The sequence below is a fragment of the Pedobacter puniceum genome (assembly GCF_009674685.1).
Taxonomy (GTDB): Bacteria; Bacteroidota; Bacteroidia; order Sphingobacteriales; family Sphingobacteriaceae; genus Pseudopedobacter; species Pseudopedobacter puniceum.
Window position 1 is genome coordinate 511,895 of sequence record NZ_WKJI01000001.1, and the last position, 16,334, is coordinate 528,228.

17 protein-coding genes are annotated in these 16,334 nt (G+C 34.8%); 5 read left to right on the forward strand and 12 right to left on the reverse strand.

Going from position 1 to position 16,334, the window contains the following annotated elements:
• Positions 1–118: 118 nt before the first annotated feature.
• Together GJJ64_RS02455 and GJJ64_RS02460 are read right to left on the reverse strand one after the other, a co-directional pair.
• Positions 119–742, reverse strand: a complete 624-nt coding sequence (locus GJJ64_RS02455; RefSeq protein ID WP_154286171.1) for a Crp/Fnr family transcriptional regulator — start codon at positions 740–742, stop codon at positions 119–121.
• A 54-nt stretch (positions 743–796) separates the two neighbouring features.
• Entirely contained in the window at positions 797–1,780 is a 984-nt protein-coding gene (locus GJJ64_RS02460) for an NAD(P)-dependent alcohol dehydrogenase (RefSeq protein WP_154286172.1), read from the reverse strand.
• A gap of 263 nt (positions 1,781–2,043) precedes the next feature.
• On the opposite strand from GJJ64_RS02460, the gene GJJ64_RS02465 reads away from it, so the two are divergent.
• The 4 genes from GJJ64_RS02465 (at position 2,044) to GJJ64_RS02480 (ending at position 6,693) form a co-directional block, all read left to right on the forward strand.
• Positions 2,044–2,667: a hypothetical protein gene (locus tag GJJ64_RS02465; RefSeq protein WP_154286173.1), complete on the forward strand. Its 624-nt coding sequence runs from the start codon at positions 2,044–2,046 to the stop codon at positions 2,665–2,667.
• A gap of 203 nt (positions 2,668–2,870) precedes the next feature.
• A complete protein-coding gene (locus GJJ64_RS02470) occupies positions 2,871–3,170 on the forward strand; it encodes a hypothetical protein (protein ID WP_154286174.1) in 300 nt (99 codons plus the stop codon).
• A gap of 154 nt (positions 3,171–3,324) precedes the next feature.
• Positions 3,325–5,160 carry a DNA topoisomerase 3 gene (locus GJJ64_RS02475; protein ID WP_154286175.1) on the forward strand — a complete coding sequence of 612 codons (1,836 nt, stop codon included), beginning with the start codon at positions 3,325–3,327 and terminating at the stop codon, positions 5,158–5,160.
• Positions 5,161–5,331: 171 nt separating this feature from the next.
• On the forward strand, positions 5,332–6,693 hold the full coding sequence (locus GJJ64_RS02480; protein WP_154286176.1) for a pyridoxal-phosphate dependent enzyme: 1,362 nt from the start codon (positions 5,332–5,334) through the stop codon (positions 6,691–6,693).
• A gap of 468 nt (positions 6,694–7,161) precedes the next feature.
• Here the strand turns inward: GJJ64_RS02480 and GJJ64_RS02485 are convergent, their stop codons facing one another.
• The 10 genes from GJJ64_RS02485 to GJJ64_RS02530 all read right to left on the reverse strand — a co-directional run bounded on the left by GJJ64_RS02485 (position 7,162) and on the right by GJJ64_RS02530 (position 15,188).
• A complete protein-coding gene (locus tag GJJ64_RS02485; RefSeq protein ID WP_154286177.1) occupies positions 7,162–8,499 on the reverse strand; it encodes a sigma-54-dependent transcriptional regulator in 1,338 nt (445 codons plus the stop codon).
• 99 nt (positions 8,500–8,598) lie between these two features.
• Positions 8,599–9,051 carry a hypothetical protein gene (locus tag GJJ64_RS02490; protein WP_052176898.1) on the reverse strand — a complete coding sequence of 151 codons (453 nt, stop codon included), beginning with the start codon at positions 9,049–9,051 and terminating at the stop codon, positions 8,599–8,601.
• Between the two features lie 165 nt (positions 9,052–9,216).
• Complete coding sequence (locus GJJ64_RS02495; protein WP_154286178.1) at positions 9,217–9,732, reverse strand: Spy/CpxP family protein refolding chaperone; 516 nt, start codon at positions 9,730–9,732, stop codon at positions 9,217–9,219.
• Positions 9,725–10,030 carry a hypothetical protein gene (locus GJJ64_RS02500; protein ID WP_154286179.1) on the reverse strand — a complete coding sequence of 102 codons (306 nt, stop codon included), beginning with the start codon at positions 10,028–10,030 and terminating at the stop codon, positions 9,725–9,727. Before GJJ64_RS02500 ends, GJJ64_RS02495 begins: the two co-directional genes overlap by 8 nt.
• Before the next feature lie 4 nt (positions 10,031–10,034).
• Entirely contained in the window at positions 10,035–10,610 is a 576-nt protein-coding gene (locus GJJ64_RS02505) for an RNA polymerase sigma factor (protein ID WP_154286180.1), read from the reverse strand.
• Between the two features lie 46 nt (positions 10,611–10,656).
• Positions 10,657–11,316 carry an SCO family protein gene (locus tag GJJ64_RS02510; protein WP_154286181.1) on the reverse strand — a complete coding sequence of 220 codons (660 nt, stop codon included), beginning with the start codon at positions 11,314–11,316 and terminating at the stop codon, positions 10,657–10,659.
• Positions 11,294–11,806: a toxin-antitoxin system YwqK family antitoxin gene (locus GJJ64_RS02515; RefSeq protein WP_195759205.1), complete on the reverse strand. Its 513-nt coding sequence runs from the start codon at positions 11,804–11,806 to the stop codon at positions 11,294–11,296. The genes GJJ64_RS02510 and GJJ64_RS02515 overlap by 23 nt, the downstream gene beginning before the upstream one ends.
• Positions 11,807–11,828: 22 nt before the next feature.
• Positions 11,829–12,584, reverse strand: a complete 756-nt coding sequence (locus GJJ64_RS02520; RefSeq protein WP_154286183.1) for a YHYH protein — start codon at positions 12,582–12,584, stop codon at positions 11,829–11,831.
• A gap of 94 nt (positions 12,585–12,678) precedes the next feature.
• Complete coding sequence (locus GJJ64_RS02525; protein WP_154286184.1) at positions 12,679–14,220, reverse strand: GH3 family domain-containing protein; 1,542 nt, start codon at positions 14,218–14,220, stop codon at positions 12,679–12,681.
• A gap of 50 nt (positions 14,221–14,270) precedes the next feature.
• On the reverse strand, positions 14,271–15,188 hold the full coding sequence (locus tag GJJ64_RS02530) for a YihY/virulence factor BrkB family protein (protein WP_154286185.1): 918 nt from the start codon (positions 15,186–15,188) through the stop codon (positions 14,271–14,273).
• A gap of 108 nt (positions 15,189–15,296) precedes the next feature.
• Here GJJ64_RS02530 and proB point away from each other — a divergent pair, with 108 nt between their 5' ends.
• A complete protein-coding gene (gene proB / locus GJJ64_RS02535; RefSeq protein ID WP_154286186.1) occupies positions 15,297–16,331 on the forward strand; it encodes a glutamate 5-kinase in 1,035 nt (344 codons plus the stop codon).
• Positions 16,332–16,334: the final 3 nt, after the last annotated feature.

The window sequence follows — 16,334 nt, forward strand, 5'->3', positions numbered from 1 at the left end:
AAAGACATGTTGCTATTCATGAACTTAAGTTAACAAATCCAGAATGTTAGCTTATGGTAAATAGCCTAAGCTTTTGGTTTTTTACCAAATTAAAAGGAGCTAAATTTTAGATGATAAATTAAATAGCCACCTTATGAAGGTATTGTTCTGTTTTTACTAATCTTTTTCTGATACGACTTAAAGATTGCGGTGTTAAGCCCAAATAGCTAGCAATTTGGTATTGAGGTACTCTTTGTAGTAGATCTGGTCTGCTACTAACAAAATTCATATAACGTTGTTCTGGCGAAGCAATCTTGAAATGGTCAAAAGCTGTTTGTTGTTTCACCAAAAGTTCTTCAGAGTAAAGTCGGCATATTTTTTCAAACCTTGGGAACCTTTCTAGCATCATTTTTTCTGATTCTGGGGTGCCAATGCTCACCAAGCAATCCTCTACACAAGCTACATAATGCTCAGATGGTTTATTGGTAATGATGCAGGAGGGAGAGAACTGTTCATTTTCAGTAAAAAAAGCTGTTATTTTTTCTTCTCCATCAACTAAATAATAACTTCTTAAGCAGCCTTTTATCAGATAATAACTGGTTTTAGAAAATTGTCCTTCTTTCAGCAGAATTGTTCCTTTTTTGTAAGCTCTAAAAATATTTAAAGAATGAATAACTGCTAGTTCTTCTTCAGAAAAATTCAACAGCCTAGTCATTTCTTTAAGGTATTGTGTTTTTAATATTTCAATGTCTTTCAAGTTCATTTTATAATCTTCAAAAGGTAAAGGTCAAAAATGCTAATTTTTTTAAAAGCTTAATTATACCTGTTGTTTAATATCTGCAATTTTCAAAATAACATTACCCGTTTTCTGTCCAGTTTCAACATAGTAGTAGGCTTCTTTTATTTCATCTAAAGTATAATAGCAATCAATAAGAGGTTTAAAATAACCCTGTTGGGCAAGTGTTGCCAGAAATTTGATATCTTGTTTAGATAAACTAGGAGGTATAGGGAACAAAACTTTTTTACCTTTTAAGAGAGGACTTAAGATAGCTAAAAAAACATTCTGAGCGTATTTACCTAGTTCTGTAGAAATATAAATGCCATCATTTTTAAGCAGTGGCTTACAAATAGAAAAAGAACTTTTTCCTACAGCATCAAATATAAAATCAAACTGATAAGGGCATTTTAAAAAATCTTCTTTTTCGTAATCTATAACCTCATCTGCACCTAAATTTCTAACAAGCGCTATATTTTTGCTATTACAAACAGCGGTTACGTAGGCACCAAAATATTTTAAAAGTTGAACCGCAGAAGAGCCAATTGCTCCGGTAGCACCATAAACCAAAACTTTTTGGCCTCTCTGCACCTTTGCCGCTCTTATAATGTTTAAAGCGTAATGCGAGCCCTCGGTAAGGGCAGCTGCTTCATATACAGTTAAATTTGAGGGTATACGTTCTAGGGCATCTTGCTCCTTAACCGTGATATATTCTGCATGCCCACCAAAGGTTTTATCATTATATCCAAAAACTAAATCGCCCACCTTAAATTCAGATACCTGTACTCCACAGCTTTCTACCACACCAGCAAATTCACTACCTAAAATAGGGTATTTAGGCTTAAATAAACCACTCCAAAATCTTGAAATAACATACTCGGCACTTCTAAAGCCCGCATCAGTGCGGTTTACGGTAGAAGCGTAAATCTTTATCAAGAGTTCATCATCTTTAGGTCTAGGCTTTTCAAGCTCTGTTAAAAACACAACTTCAGGAGATCCGTATGTTTGATGAATAGCTGCTTTCATAAGCTTTAATCATGATAAATATAGTTGTAACCTATCCATAAAAGATATTTTACACTGGTGCTTTTATATAAGTTTTTTAAAAGCAAGATAGCTTAAGTTTATAAGTTAATCATGAACTTAAGTTAATAAATTCTTCTAAGAAGGATAATATTCATCATCATCATTTTTCTAAAATCATTAAGGTTCATTTCTTAACTTAAGTGAACCTTTAACTTGTTTTACCTATCTACTTTTGCTTTATCGTTAAACATATCATCAAAAAAATGCAAAAGAAAATTTTATTTATAGGGTTTATCCTGATGTTGATCACTCTTCATCTAAAAGCTCAATACAACCAAACAGACAGTACATATAAACGCTGGTTTATAGGTAGCACCATCTTTTTATTGGGTAATTTAGCTACTACCAATCCTCCCGACTTTGTTCAACTCAATATAGGCTACCGCATTAGCGGAAAAGATGCGATAACCTTAGAACCCAAAACTTGGAAATATGCTTGGCCCAATGGTATTCATCCATTTTTAAATAAGGCATATGGTAAAGAAGAAGAAAAATTTCCTGGTTATGTAAGAGAGTATGGTATTTCTGTAGCCTATCAAAGATTTTTTTGGAAGGCTTTATATGCCGAACTCAATATTATGCCTAGCCATCAAGTTTTTGTAAATAATGCGGGAAATAAAATAGATAATGGCTTCCAGATTTTTAATACTTACCGTATTGGTCATCATATTAAATTCTTTAAAGACAAATTTTTTATTCAACCCTCTATAGCCATTACCCACCGTTTTTATCATACAGAACTGCCCAACGGATTTAAACAACTAGACGATAAATGGTCTAAATTTGTCTTCGGAGAGCCGGGTTTTCATTTTGGGTTTAATTTTTAGCTAATCGTTTTTAAATTGACAAGAACTGTATATTAATCACTCAAAGTGATTTTATAGCGTCTTATTATTGATGCTTTATTTCCAGTTTTTAGTTGATAAATCATGATTTCTTTACTTACAATAATCTTTGCATGGTAATTGTATATTCCTAATTGTCTAAAATGAAGACATCTAATTAATCACTATCTATAAAAACAAACATCATGGAAAATCAAAATCAAAACGAGTTTAATGAACAAACTCAAGGTCAACCGGGAGAAAGAAACAACGATCAAGAAAACGAAAACAATCCAAGAGTTTTTGAAGAAGCAGGGGAAGAAGATGAAGATATTGGTCCTGTAAATGAAGACGAGTCTATCTTACCAGAAGAGTATGATGAAGATGCAGAGGAGGAAATAATGGAAGAAGATGGAGAAGACTTTGGCGAGGATGACGAGCTAGAAGATGACGAGCTATTGGATGACGAAGATGAAGAAGAAAACGATAGCCAGTCTAGTATCTAAAAATTTAAAAATCTTATTGGAAAGGCTTGTAGTAATACAGGCCTTTCTGCATTTATTTGCTGCTTAAAAATCCACACACAAGAAATTTATTCACATTAACCTGCTTAATCAATTATTATCATAAGATTTGTACCCTTATCAGTATAAATCTTAAATGAAACTTGTTATAGCCGAAAAACCATCTGTAGCCCGCGAACTAGCCAAAGTTTTTGGAGCCACCAATAAAAAAGGTGGTTATATAGAAGGAAAAGGCTACAGTTTTACCTGGGCTTTTGGTCATTTATTACAATTGGCACCTCCACAAGATTATGGCTTTTACGGTTGGAAGCAACAAAACTTACCTATGCTTCCGCATAAATTTAAGCTGGCCGTAAGGAAAATTAAAACCAAAGATGGGGTAGTAGAAGACCCTGCTGTAAGAAAGCAATTAGATGTTATAAAAGCCTTGTTTGATGAGTGTACAGAGATTATAGTTGCCACCGATGCTGGGCGAGAAGGAGAGCTTATTTTTAGATATATTTATTATTATCTGAAATGTAAAAAGCCATTCCGCCGTTTATGGATTTCTTCTCAAACAGATGCTGCAATTAAAGAAGGTTTTAGAAACCTTAAACCTGGGACTGATTATGATACGCTTTTCAACTCTGCCCATTGCCGCTCAGAGTCTGATTGGTTGGTAGGCATGAATGCTACCCAAGCTTTAAGTATCTCGGCAGGAAACAAAGCCGTACTTTCTTTGGGAAGGGTGCAAACGCCAACCTTAGCCATGATTTGCCAGCGTTACCTTGAAATTCAACAATTTGTACCACAAATATATTTTCAGGTAGCCATACAATTGAATAAAGATGGTCATCTTTTTAGAGCTATCTCTGCGGTGAATTATAAAAGCAAAGAAGAAGCAGAAACTGTTTTAGGTCAGGTTTTAGATGTTGCAGCTGGGCATCCAACAGGGGGGCATATCACCAAAGTAGAAGCAAAAGCTAAAAAAGAACCACCACCTTTGCTACATGATTTAAGTAGCTTACAGCAGGAAGCTAATAAGAAAAAAGGTTACACGGCAGACCAAACCTTAAGCATTTTACAACAATTGTATGAAAGTAAGTTGGTTACCTATCCGCGTACAGGAAGTAGATACATTGGAGATGATATTTTTGCTGGTATACCAGCTTTAATTGCCAAATACCAGCAGCATCAACAATTTGGTAAACAAGCCGAATATTTAGCCACCGTAAAGCTGAATAAGCGAAGTGTGAATGCTAAAAAAGTAACAGACCACCACGCTATTTTACCAACAGGCGAAAATGCTGGCTATTTATCAGAAGATAAGCAAGCTGTTTATGATATGGTTGTTGGTCGTATGTTAGAAGCTTTTCATCAAGAGTGTATTAAAGAAACAACTAAAATTAGTGTAAGCTCTGGGGCTGATTTTATTGCAAACGGTACGGTGATACAATCAGCTGGTTGGCGTTCTGTTTTTAATGATCCTGATGATGAAAAGAAAGAGGGCGAAAATGCATCTTTACCCAAAGTACTTAAAGACGAGTATTTACCCGTAACTAACAAAGCAGTTTTAGAAAAGCAAACCAAGCCAAAACCTTTATATACAGAGGCTACCTTACTTAAAGCATTAGAAACGTGTGGTAAGGATATAGAAGATGAAGAGTTACGTTATGCAATGAAAGATAGCGGTTTAGGCACACCTGCTACCAGGGCTTCTATTATAGAAACACTAATTAAACGAGATTATATTGGTAGAGAGAAAAAGAATTTAGTACCTACTAAAAAGGGCTTAGCGGTTTATGAGGTGGTAAAAGATAAAAAAATAGCACATGCAGAGCTTACAGGGCAATGGGAAAAACGCTTAGAAGAAATAAGGTCTGGTGCTTCTGTTCAAGATTTTAAGGCCGAAATAACAGCTTACACCAAAACCATAACACAAGAACTGCTAGCAGCAGGGCAGGGCTTACATCAAGTTTTACAAGAAGCTTAGTTATATCCCTATTTTTAGGGAATTATACTTGTTTTATTACTTTTAAATTAGATTATCGCATTTGATCATTAATACCGGCCTCAGTTCTCTTTCAGAACTGGGGCTTTTTTATGCAAAATGATTTTAGAGAAATAGCAATTTATCATGAACTTAAATCGTTAACTTTAAGCTATGTGGTATAATAATATTCTCGAAACCATAGGAAATACTCCTTTGGTAAAGCTCAACAAAATAACTAAAGATATTGATGCTACTGTTTTAGCAAAAATAGAAACCACCAATCCGGGCAACTCTATTAAAGACCGTATGGCTTTAAAAATGATAGAAGATGCAGAGAAAAGTGGTAAGCTTAAACCAGGAGGAACTATTATAGAAGGAACATCGGGTAATACCGGGATGGGCTTAGCAATAGCAGCAGTTATTAAAGGTTATAAATGTATTTTTACTACTACAGATAAGCAATCAAAAGAAAAGGTAGACGCTTTAAAGGCTTTTGGTGCCGAGGTTATTGTTTGCCCAACAGATGTTGAACCAGAAGATCCACGTTCTTACTATGCTGTTTCAAGTAGGTTAGAGCGTGAAACTCCAAATTCTTGGAAGCCCAATCAATATGATAATTTATCAAATTCTATAGCTCATTACGAGCAAACCGGACCAGAAATTTGGGAGCAAACAGAAGGGAAAATCACTCATTTAGTTGTAGGTGTTGGTACTGGTGGTACTATTTCCGGAGCGGGTAAATATTTGAAAGAGAAAAATCCGGATATTAAATTATGGGGTATAGATACCTATGGTTCTGTATTTAAAAAGTATAAAGAAACAGGAATATTTGATGAAAAAGAGATTTATCCCTACATCACCGAAGGTATTGGAGAAGACTTTCTACCCAAAAACGTTGATTTTGATTTAATTGATTTATTTGAAAAAGTTACCGATAAAGACGCCGCTTTAATGACACGGGAAATTGCTCGTAAAGAGGGCATTTTTGCAGGTAATTCTGCCGGTGCTGCTATTGCTGGTTTACTACAATTAAAGCATCATCTTAAAAAAGATGATGTGGTGGTGGTTATCTTCCACGATCATGGCTCTAGATATATGGCGAAAATGTATAATGATGATTGGTTGCGTGAGCGAGGCTTTTTACAGGATGAAAAATTAACGGCAAAATCTATCCTTGCAAAAAGAGAAAAACAAGAAATGGTGACTATTGATAGCAATAAAACAGTTTTAGAAGCTATTCAAACCATGAAGACTTTAAATATCTCTCAAATCCCGATGACACAGCAAGGTATGGTTATAGGTAAAATTACCGAAGGAGATTTGCTTAATGCTTTGTTAGAAAATCCGTCTATCAAGTCGGCTAAAGTAGAATCTATTGCAACTGCATCTTTTCCTTTTGTAGATTTAAATACTTCAATAGATAAAATCTCTGGGATGATTAATAAAGAAAACTCAGCAGTTTTAGTTGAGGATGAAACAGGAACAATAGAAATCATCACCCAATACGATATTATTAATGCTATTTCGGGCTAACTGAAGTAGAAAAGTACAAAGTATAGAGTAGAAAGTACAAAGTACAAAGTAAAAAGATGCTTAAAAAGCGATATTTAGGAACTTCCAATAATATTAAATCAGAATTTCCGAAGAACGAAGGATGGGCTATGAAGATTTGTATTGCAGGCAAATAAATCTTTTGCATAAACTTTCACTAAGCAGTATCGAGAAACAATCCAACGGGCGTTGTAGAAGTAATCATCAAGCAAAACCATCCACACCACTCAGGATTGTGGATAAAGATTTATTTAGACAGAACGACAAATATTCATCAGCCTTGCCTGCCTGCCGGTAGGCAGAATTTATTCATTTTTTGTTTATGTTTTTTCTTAGGCATTCATGAACTCGTTCCTTGTTTTTTGTTCAATTTTTTTCAAGAAAAATTGTCTAGGGCTGGTCGCCTATGAGGCCCAGAGACGCTTGTTCGTGAATGCCACATATCCTCATTCAATCTATCTCATAACGCTCAATTTTAGCATAAAGCGTTTTTCTATCAATATTCAAAAGCTTGGCTGCTTTAGATTTATTATAACGTACTTTTTCTAAAGTTTGCGTAATCAATAACTTCTCATTTTGCTCGTTAATAGCTTTTAAATCTGATGTTGGGTTTTGCTGTTTTATGAGTTGCCTGTTCACCGTAAAAAGCATTTCATCTGGTAAAGAACTTACTTCTGCCGTTTCGGTAGAGCTTAAAAGTACCATTCTTTTAATCACGTTTTTAAGCTCTCTTAGATTTCCTGGCCAAGAGTAACGCAATAATAAATCTTTAACCTCTGGCGACAGCTGTTTTACATTTCTTTTTAATTCTTGATTAGATAATTGAATAAAATGCGTGATAAAAAGTTCTAAATCTTTTCCTCTTTCTCTTAAAGGGGGTAATTGAATTTTAAATTCGTTTAAACGATGATAAAGATCTTCTCTAAAATCTCCACGAGCAACGCTATCCGTTAAATCATCGTTGGTGGCGGTTAAAATTCTAACATCAACTTTAATTTGTTTAGTACTGCCTAAAGGTTGTATGGTTCTTTCTTGTAAAGCCCTAAGTAGTTTTACTTGTACTTCGTAACTTAAATTTCCAACCTCATCTAAAAATAAAGTACCACCATTAGCAACTTCAAATTGTCCTTTTTTATCTTGTAAAGCACCAGTAAAAGCACCTTTAACATGCCCGAAAAGCTCGCTAGCGGCTAGATCTTTAGACAAAGCACCACAATCTATTGCAATAAAAGGTTTATGGTTTCTATTACTTTGGTTATGAATGGTTCTGGCTGCATATTCTTTACCTGTCCCGCTTTCACCCTGAATAATAACCGACATATCCGTAGGGGCAACTAAATCTATATAACTGTATAATTTATTAGCCTCATGGCTGTTACCCTTAATAACAGTTTCTGAAGTAGGATTTTTTTGATGTAAACTTTCCACCTTTTTATTTAAGGCATTACTCATAATCATGAGTAACTCATCAGGATTAACTGGTTTGGTGATATAATCAAAAGCACCTAAACGCATCGCTTTCACGGCAGTTGGTACATCGTTAAAACTGGTCATGATGATAGCAGAAATACCAAGATTTTTACTGGCAACGTGGTTTAAAATATCTAAACCTGTACCATCTGGTAAACGGTAATCTAACAATAATAGGTCAAAAGAATTTTCATCAAGCAGTTTAAGTCCGCTTTTAATAGTATTTGCAGCCTCTACTATATGTTGGTGTTTTTTTAAAAAACCTTGTAAAAGTTGTGAAAATGTAATATCGTCTTCAACGATAAGTATTTTTGCCATAAAAACCCTGTGCTGTACAGGTCATAAATCGCAAAAGCCGGACCAAAATCCGGCTTTTTGCTTCATATATGTGTGTTAATTGTTAAAAATAGGTAGCTTTTATTGTACCACTTTACCGTCTGCACCAATTCTAATTGCTCTCACTTCTTCACCTTTTTTTACCTCTATCTGGTAATATTCTTTATCTTCTGATTTTACTAAAGTTGCAGAACTAGGAACCCACTCTTTAAAAATGTCTGCTTTTAAAGTAGTTTTAACAGCCTCAGGAAGGTCTTCCATATTTACCGGATTAGACTGCTCTGTAGCTGGTGTTTGTTGGGTAGGTGTTTGTTTTGTGGTGTCTTGTGCAACTTCTGCATTACCTGTTAATGATTCTTGTGGGGCAGGTGTTGTTTTCTTAGTAGTGTCTTGTTTGGTAGTATCTTGCTTGGTGGTGTCTTGTTTGGTAGTATCTTGTGCAAACACTACTTTTTCAAAAGATAAAGATTTTGCTTCTGCGGATGCTAATCCTGCGAATGCTACTACTGCTGCTGTTAAAATGAACTTTCTCATAACTTATATATTTAATTTTTAATGTTTAACGATACTATCCTAGGTTTGATAATAGTGCCAAACAAAAATTAATATCATAAGTATTTGATAGTGAGTTTGTTAATTTTTTTTGTAATAGATGTATGCTGTAGAGAAACTCCACAACTTGTTGCATATTACAGCGTATTAATGCGGCGGATGATGAGGTGGTGGTGGAGGGCCTTGCTCAGGACGACCTTCTGGTTTGTTTCCCATTAAATGGTGCAGAATTCCCGCTATCATTTCATCAAATTTTTGCTGTTGCTGAGGATTGCAAAGGGCTCTTACTTTGCTAAAATGCTCAAAAGTAACTTCTTCAAATACTTTTTGGTTTTGACTGATTTTAGCTATTAGAACCTTACTTTCGTCTTGATTTACGGTACTATCTTTAAGAAGTGAAAAAAGTCTTTGTCTGAGTAAACGGTTTTCTTGTTTTAAGGCTTTATTAACCTTTGCATGCTCTTTTTTTAATGCTAAGAAAGCTTTTTCTTGTTTAGCATCAAATTTAAGCTCTTGTATAATGCGGTCATTATTTTCTGGTGTAGCTAAGCTAGCTGGTTGCGGGTTGGTATGTTTTAATAAATACCAAAGCACTACGCAATTCAGTAAAAAAAGAAATACGAAGCCTATTTTAAAGAAATTATCTTTGTTTTTATTATTCATAAATTTCTGTTTTTTCAAGCATATTTTGCCCTATTCCATAATCATCAATAATAGCTTTGTAGGTGCTTTGTGCTTCTTGCCTTTGCTTGTAAATTTTAACTGCAATAATATTTAAGGTTAGAAAAATAACAATAAAAGAGGCCAACGCGTATTTCCAAATAACCGCTGTACTGTGGCTATGTTGGTGAAAAGAATAATTGGCTAAACGGTATTGTAAAGTCAAGGGAGCTTCTTGTTTTTCAACAACATCTAAGGCATTTAAAATGTCTTCAACATGCTTTATATCTTGATTTTTCATATGATTAACCTTTATCTTTAAGTTTATCTATCAGTAACAATTTTAACTGTTGTTTTGCTCTCACCATAATGGATTCTACCGCAGAGACCGATTTATCTAAAATATCAGCGATTTCTTGCTGCCCCAATCCTTCCAATTTATGAAGTACAATTACTGTTCTATAGTGTTCTGGTAATGCCAGTAAAGCTTCATTTAAGTATTGATGATGTTCTTTATTTTCTAGTTTAATACCTGGATGTTCAAAATCGCTATACTTATCAATTTCTGTTTGATAGTTTGAGTCAAAAATACTGATGATAAAAGCCATCCTCTTTTTTCTTTTTCTCCTTCTAAGTTCTTCCAAACATTTGTTAATAGTTATTCGGTATATCCAAGTAGAAAGTTTTGCCGTTTCTTTAAATTGATGAATGTTATGGTAAACATCAATAAATACTTCTTGTACCAAATCCTGCGCATCATCGTTATCCTGTAAAAAACCTAAAGCCGTATTATAAACTTTATGCTGATAGCTTTTTACTAAGGTTTGATAAGCTTGTCTTTCGCCTTTTTTTAGTTGAAGTATAAGTTGCGCTTCGGTCAATTTAAATGTTTATTAAATTGGCCTCAAATTGCATAAATTTATTTAATCATTCTTCTCCTTTTTTAAGGGTCTTTATATCATTTATTAATTGCGTAATTTCTAAAGGAAGTGTACCATTGTAAATTCCTCTAATCCTTTGCGATGCATCTACCAAAACAAAATGTTCTGTATGTAAAAAGTCTGAGCTATCTTTTGTAAAACCTAAATCTTCTTCTGCGAAATAAGATTTTCTTGCTAAATCATAAATCTTTACCTTATCACCGGTTAATAAATGCCAATTTTTACTGGTGATGTTATTTTGTGCTGCATATTTTTTTAATCTCGGAACGCTATCTATCCAAGGGGTAACGCTATAAGAAAGTATAGCAAATTGTTCATCATCTTTAAAAGCCTCGTACACTTTGTACATGTTTTTAGTCATCACCGGGCAAATACTACCGCAGCTGGTAAAAATAAAATTGGCTACATGTATCTTCCCTTTAATGTTCTCTGCTGTTACTATTTGATGATGGTGGTTAGTAAAACTAAAGGCTCCAATTTGATGTGTAATTTTACGCTCAACATCATCCGGATTTGATATAAAATGCGGTGTAAAGTCTGGTGTATTATAATAGGGGAGCTGTTGCTGGCTTTGTTGCTGGCAAGCCATCATCCCTAAAAAACTTATCGTAACTATAAAAATTTTAAAAAATACTATCCTTAACATTTACACAATTTTTAGTTCCTAATAAGCCAAATCTTCTTCCGTTGATGATTTGATAATTGGCCTTTATTTTTCCGTTATCGTACCACAGTTGCTGCAAACCTTCTTCATAGCCTGCTTTATAGTTCATAACTCTGATGAGTCTGCCTTCAGGGTTCCACTCTCTTGATTCTCCTTCATACTCATCATTTTCAAATCTATAAATAGCTTTTTTAGTACCGTTTTCCCACCATAAACGATACTCTCCAATTTTTTTACCAGCTGCAAAAACTCTGCTTTCTTTTAATTTTCCACTTTCGTAAAATTGTTTCCAAACCCCTTCTTCTTTGCCATTAACAAAGCTTCTGATACTGGCTGTATCTTTACTTTCGGGATAAAAACCTATCACTATACCGCTAAAAATGCTATCATTTAAAGTAGTGATGCCACCATTGGTAAAAAGGTTGATATCATCTTCATGATAAATTTTTAGCTGGGGGTTTTTACAAGCCATCAACCAAAAAAAGCATAAAAAACTACTGCGTAACAGTGCCTGCCGTACCATAATAGCCACTTCCGTTAATGTAAGGATCTGTACTGGTGATATGATAATGATAAATTCCGTTTGGATAATCAGCAGTTGCATGCGTATGTCCGTGGAATTCATCTAAATCTGCATTTACAACCGTTCTGTTATTCTCTAATGGTCCATACACCGGGAAACCATCTAAAAGAAAGCCTAATAAAGCATTTTTACCTTTTGCAGTAGTTAAATAAGTAGGCTCTACGTGGTAATGGTAAGCACCTTGCTGTTGCGGATGTCCTGCATATTGGTCAAAACTATTAATCTCGCCAGTTAAAGGCTGATTATTTGGTCCGGCGTATTGATTATAAATAGGCACTCCGTTTAAAGAAACGCCAATAGCACCTAATGCTGTAGCCCGGTGCGTAGTGGCTACCTGCGGGTTTAAAGGGATTTTAAAAGTATAGTTAAAAGAGGCAATTTTATTTGGATTCTTATTAAAAGCAGCGTTTGTGCCATTGTAAGCTTCGTATTTACTGCTCCAAGTTGTGTTTTGATAATAAGGGCTGTTGTGGTCTGGTAAACCATTCACTTTAATAACAACAAAGTTGCCTTCAATGTAAATGTCTTGTGCACCATAAATTTTCTTATATACATCTGGTACAGTTGTGGTGTTGGTGTTTGGCGTTGCCTCTTCGCTGGTGGTCGAGCTTTTTTTGCATGCTAATGAAAGAATGATAAAGCAGGAAAATAATAGTTTAGTTTTCATATCTTTTTTGTTTTGATATGATTTAGATGCCATCCCTACAAAATTCCTGCGCTGTTTTTTGTGTTTATTCTTATGATACTGATTATCAATGATTTTAATTTGTGTTTAGCTGCTTTTGCTCTAAAGATGAAAAGTAATTTTCTAAATCCAGAAGCTCATTTTCTTTCATTACCCGAGGTATTTTTACCTGTCCGCCCATTTTCTTGGTTTCATCACTCCATAAATAAAAATAGTCTACAGGTACTATGCGAACCTCAATCGCTTTAAGTGCTTTAGAGCGAGCCACCGTATAGTTTTTATTTAAGTTTTGTAAGCATTTATCTAAAAAGGCAGCTATAGCCTTTTCATCATCATCTTTATGGCATCCTAAAATCCATTGGTGAACAAAAGCATCATCTTTTTTTACGGCGCCAACAACAAATTCTTTAATTTCTAAATCAAATTCTTGCTCTACCATAGCAATGGCTTTATTCATCTGGTGGACAGATAATTGCGAACCTACTACGTTTAAAAAATGCTTTGTTCTACCTGTAATTTTTATTTCGGCTTTTGTTTTATCTGTAATCATCACCGTATCACCAATCATATAACGCCAAGCACCTGCAACTGTAGAAATCAGCAAAACATATTCTTTATTTTCTTCTGCATGTTCTAAAGTGTAAACAGGTGCATCTTGTTTTACAGCGCCATTTTCATCTAAAAATTGTTCTTCAAAAGGCACAAATTCAAAGAAAATACCATTGTTGCAAGTTAAGGCCATTGCTGTTGTATGAGGTCTTTTTTGCATTGCAATAAAACCTTCAGACGCTAAATAGGTATCGATATAAATTAAAGGATGAGCCAATAATTTCTCCAGACTATTTCTATAAGGTTCAAAGGCAACGCCACCAGTAGTGTAAACCATTAAATTAGGCCAAATTTGGTGGATGTTTTGAAGCTGATGTTTTTCTATAATGGCTTTTAGCATCAGTTCTATCCAAGCAGGAATACCTGATAGACTGCCAATATCCCAGTTTGGGGCTTCCTCTGCAATTTTTTCTATTCGTAAATCCCAATCTTCAATACTGGCAATTTCTTGTCCGGGTTTATAATATCCTTTAAACCATACAGGAAGATTGGCTGCGCTAATACCACTAATTTCTCCCATTAAAAATTCGCCTTGTTTAATTAGTTGTGTGCAGCTTCCCAGCATCAAGATTTGTTTTTCAAAAAATGAGGCAGGTAAATCAAAATTTCTCAAACTTAAAACCTGTTGTATGCCTGCTTTTCTAATGGCTTCTAATAAATCATCCGTTACCGGGATTTGCTTGCTATGACTGGTAGTGCCGCTACTTAAAGCAAAATATTGCTGTGTGCCCGGCCAAGTAATATTTTGATGGCCTTTAGCTAAATAATGCCACCAATCGGCATGTATTTTATCATAATCATGAATGGGTACTTGCGCCTGAAAAGCCTGTTCTAAAGCATCAGCATTTAAAACATCTTCAAAATGATAATGCTTACCAAATGCCGTATGTTTGGCTTGTTCTAGTAGTTTTTTTAAAACTTCTTTTTGTGCCTTTGCAGGATGTTCATCGGTACTTACCCATCCCGAAAGGGATATAGCTTTCTTTATTAATTCGCCTATAACCGTCATAGTAGATGTAGATGTTTAGACCTAGAAATACAATTTTAATACCGTTGTTTTTACGGTGCAAGGCCTTTAATTTCTTCTAGTCTAAATTTATAAGCCATACGAGTGGTTTTGATAGGAAGTTTGAGTTCTTCGCTCATGGTTTGTATAAAGCAAGCGCCATAATAAAAAATAAAAGACGAGTAAAAAATGTACAGCATAACCAACAAGATAGCGCCAGAAGTACCATATATTTCATTAATGTTTGAGTTAATGAGGACTGCTTTTAAAATGATTTTTCCTACTGTAAACAGTATAGCTGTAAAAGTGCTTCCTAAAAAACTGATACGCCAATATGGTCTGCCATCAGCAATGAACCTAAATGCAATGCTAAACCAAGTGGTGGCTACGGTTAAAAAAATCAACTCGTTAAGAAAATTTCCTAAAATGGGTAGGTAGCCAAATTCTTTTTCCAGATAAATTCTTATCCCTTCTAACAAAAATACTATAAAGAGTAATAAGCCACCTAAGCTGATAATCCCTAAAGATTTTGCCCTTTGCTTGATATGAAATTTAAATCCGGGATGTTCTTTTACTCGGATACTCCATAATTGGTTTATGGTGTTTCTGATGATGATAAATAGGGTAGTAGAGACAAAAAGCAGGAAAATAAACCCCAAAACGGTGATGTACCAAGTCTCACTCATGGCATAAATATTTCTTAGGATACTTCTTATCTCATCTGCGCTAACTGTCCCCAAGTTTTCAGAGAGCTTTTCTAGGATATTTTGCCCAAATTCTCTTCGGTTAAAAAACATCCCAAACAATTGTAAAAGCACAACAATGATAGCAGGGAGGGCAAAAGTTGCAAAAAAAGCTGTGGAGGCGGCTAAACGTAAAGGGTCGTTTTTCTTAAAATTCTCAAAAGCAAGTCTGGCAAATAAAGTAAAATGTTTTAAATGCTTTATAAATCTCTTTCTTTTAGATTCCATACCATGAGTTAAACAAAAATAGAACCACTAAAAAAGCAGCTTTAATTGCACTGATTTAACCTAATTCAATTCAAATTTTTATAGTTTTACGCTTCAAATAAAAATAGATTGAAGAAGCCCATAATCGTTATCAAATTTGGTTCGGCATCCATTACCACTAGTAAAGGAGAGCTTGATGAACTGGTAGTGAGTGAAATAGCTCGTCAGGTTGCGCTATTGCATCAAAATTATAATATTGTTTTAGTTTCTTCTGGTGCTGTGGCAGCCGGTAAAAAGCATTTACAACAATATGCAGGTACTTTAATAGAGCGTAAAGCGGCAGCTGCAATTGGTAACCCTTTGTTATTGCAAACCTATTCTAAATATTTTGCGCCTTTTCAATTAGCTATTGCACAAAGCTTGTGCGAGCGTCATCATTTTTCTAACAGAGACCAGTTTTTACAGCTTAAAAAAACGTATGAAGAGCTCTGGAAAAACGGTATTATACCTGTTGCTAATGAAAATGATGTGGTAAGTAACCTCGAACTTAAATTTTCTGATAACGATGAATTGGCAACCTTAATAGCCGTTGGTTTTGGTGCCGAGCAGATTTTATACAGCACCTCTGTACCAGGTGTTTTAGATGCTGATGGACAAGTTATCCCAGAGATAAAAGTGATAGATAAAGAAGCTTTATCGCTAGCAAAGAAAGAGAAATCTGCCGTTGGTTTAGGCGGGATGACATCTAAGTTGAATTTTGCCCGTTTAGCCACCCAAATGGGTATAAAAGCTGTGATTTTTGGTGTACGCACACAAGATGGTATTTTAAAAGCCGTTAAAGGAGAAACAGGTACGGTTTGTTTGGCACAACCTTGTAACATTCCGTCTAGAAATAAATGGTTGGCCAGCGGTAGTTTGGTTACCGGAAAAATTCAGGTGGATGATGGTGCACAAAAAGCCTTAAAAGCAAGACATAGTTTACTTGCTGTAGGTGTTAAAAAAGTATTGAGAGATTTTGAGGCTGGCGAGGTATTCGAGATTTTAGACGAGAAAGGCCTAGCATTCGCGGTAGCAAAATCTAAAATAGATTCAAAAATTTTAAGTTCAGATACCAAAAAGCAAAACTTGGAAATTGCACATGCAGATGACATCGTTTTACTTTAATAT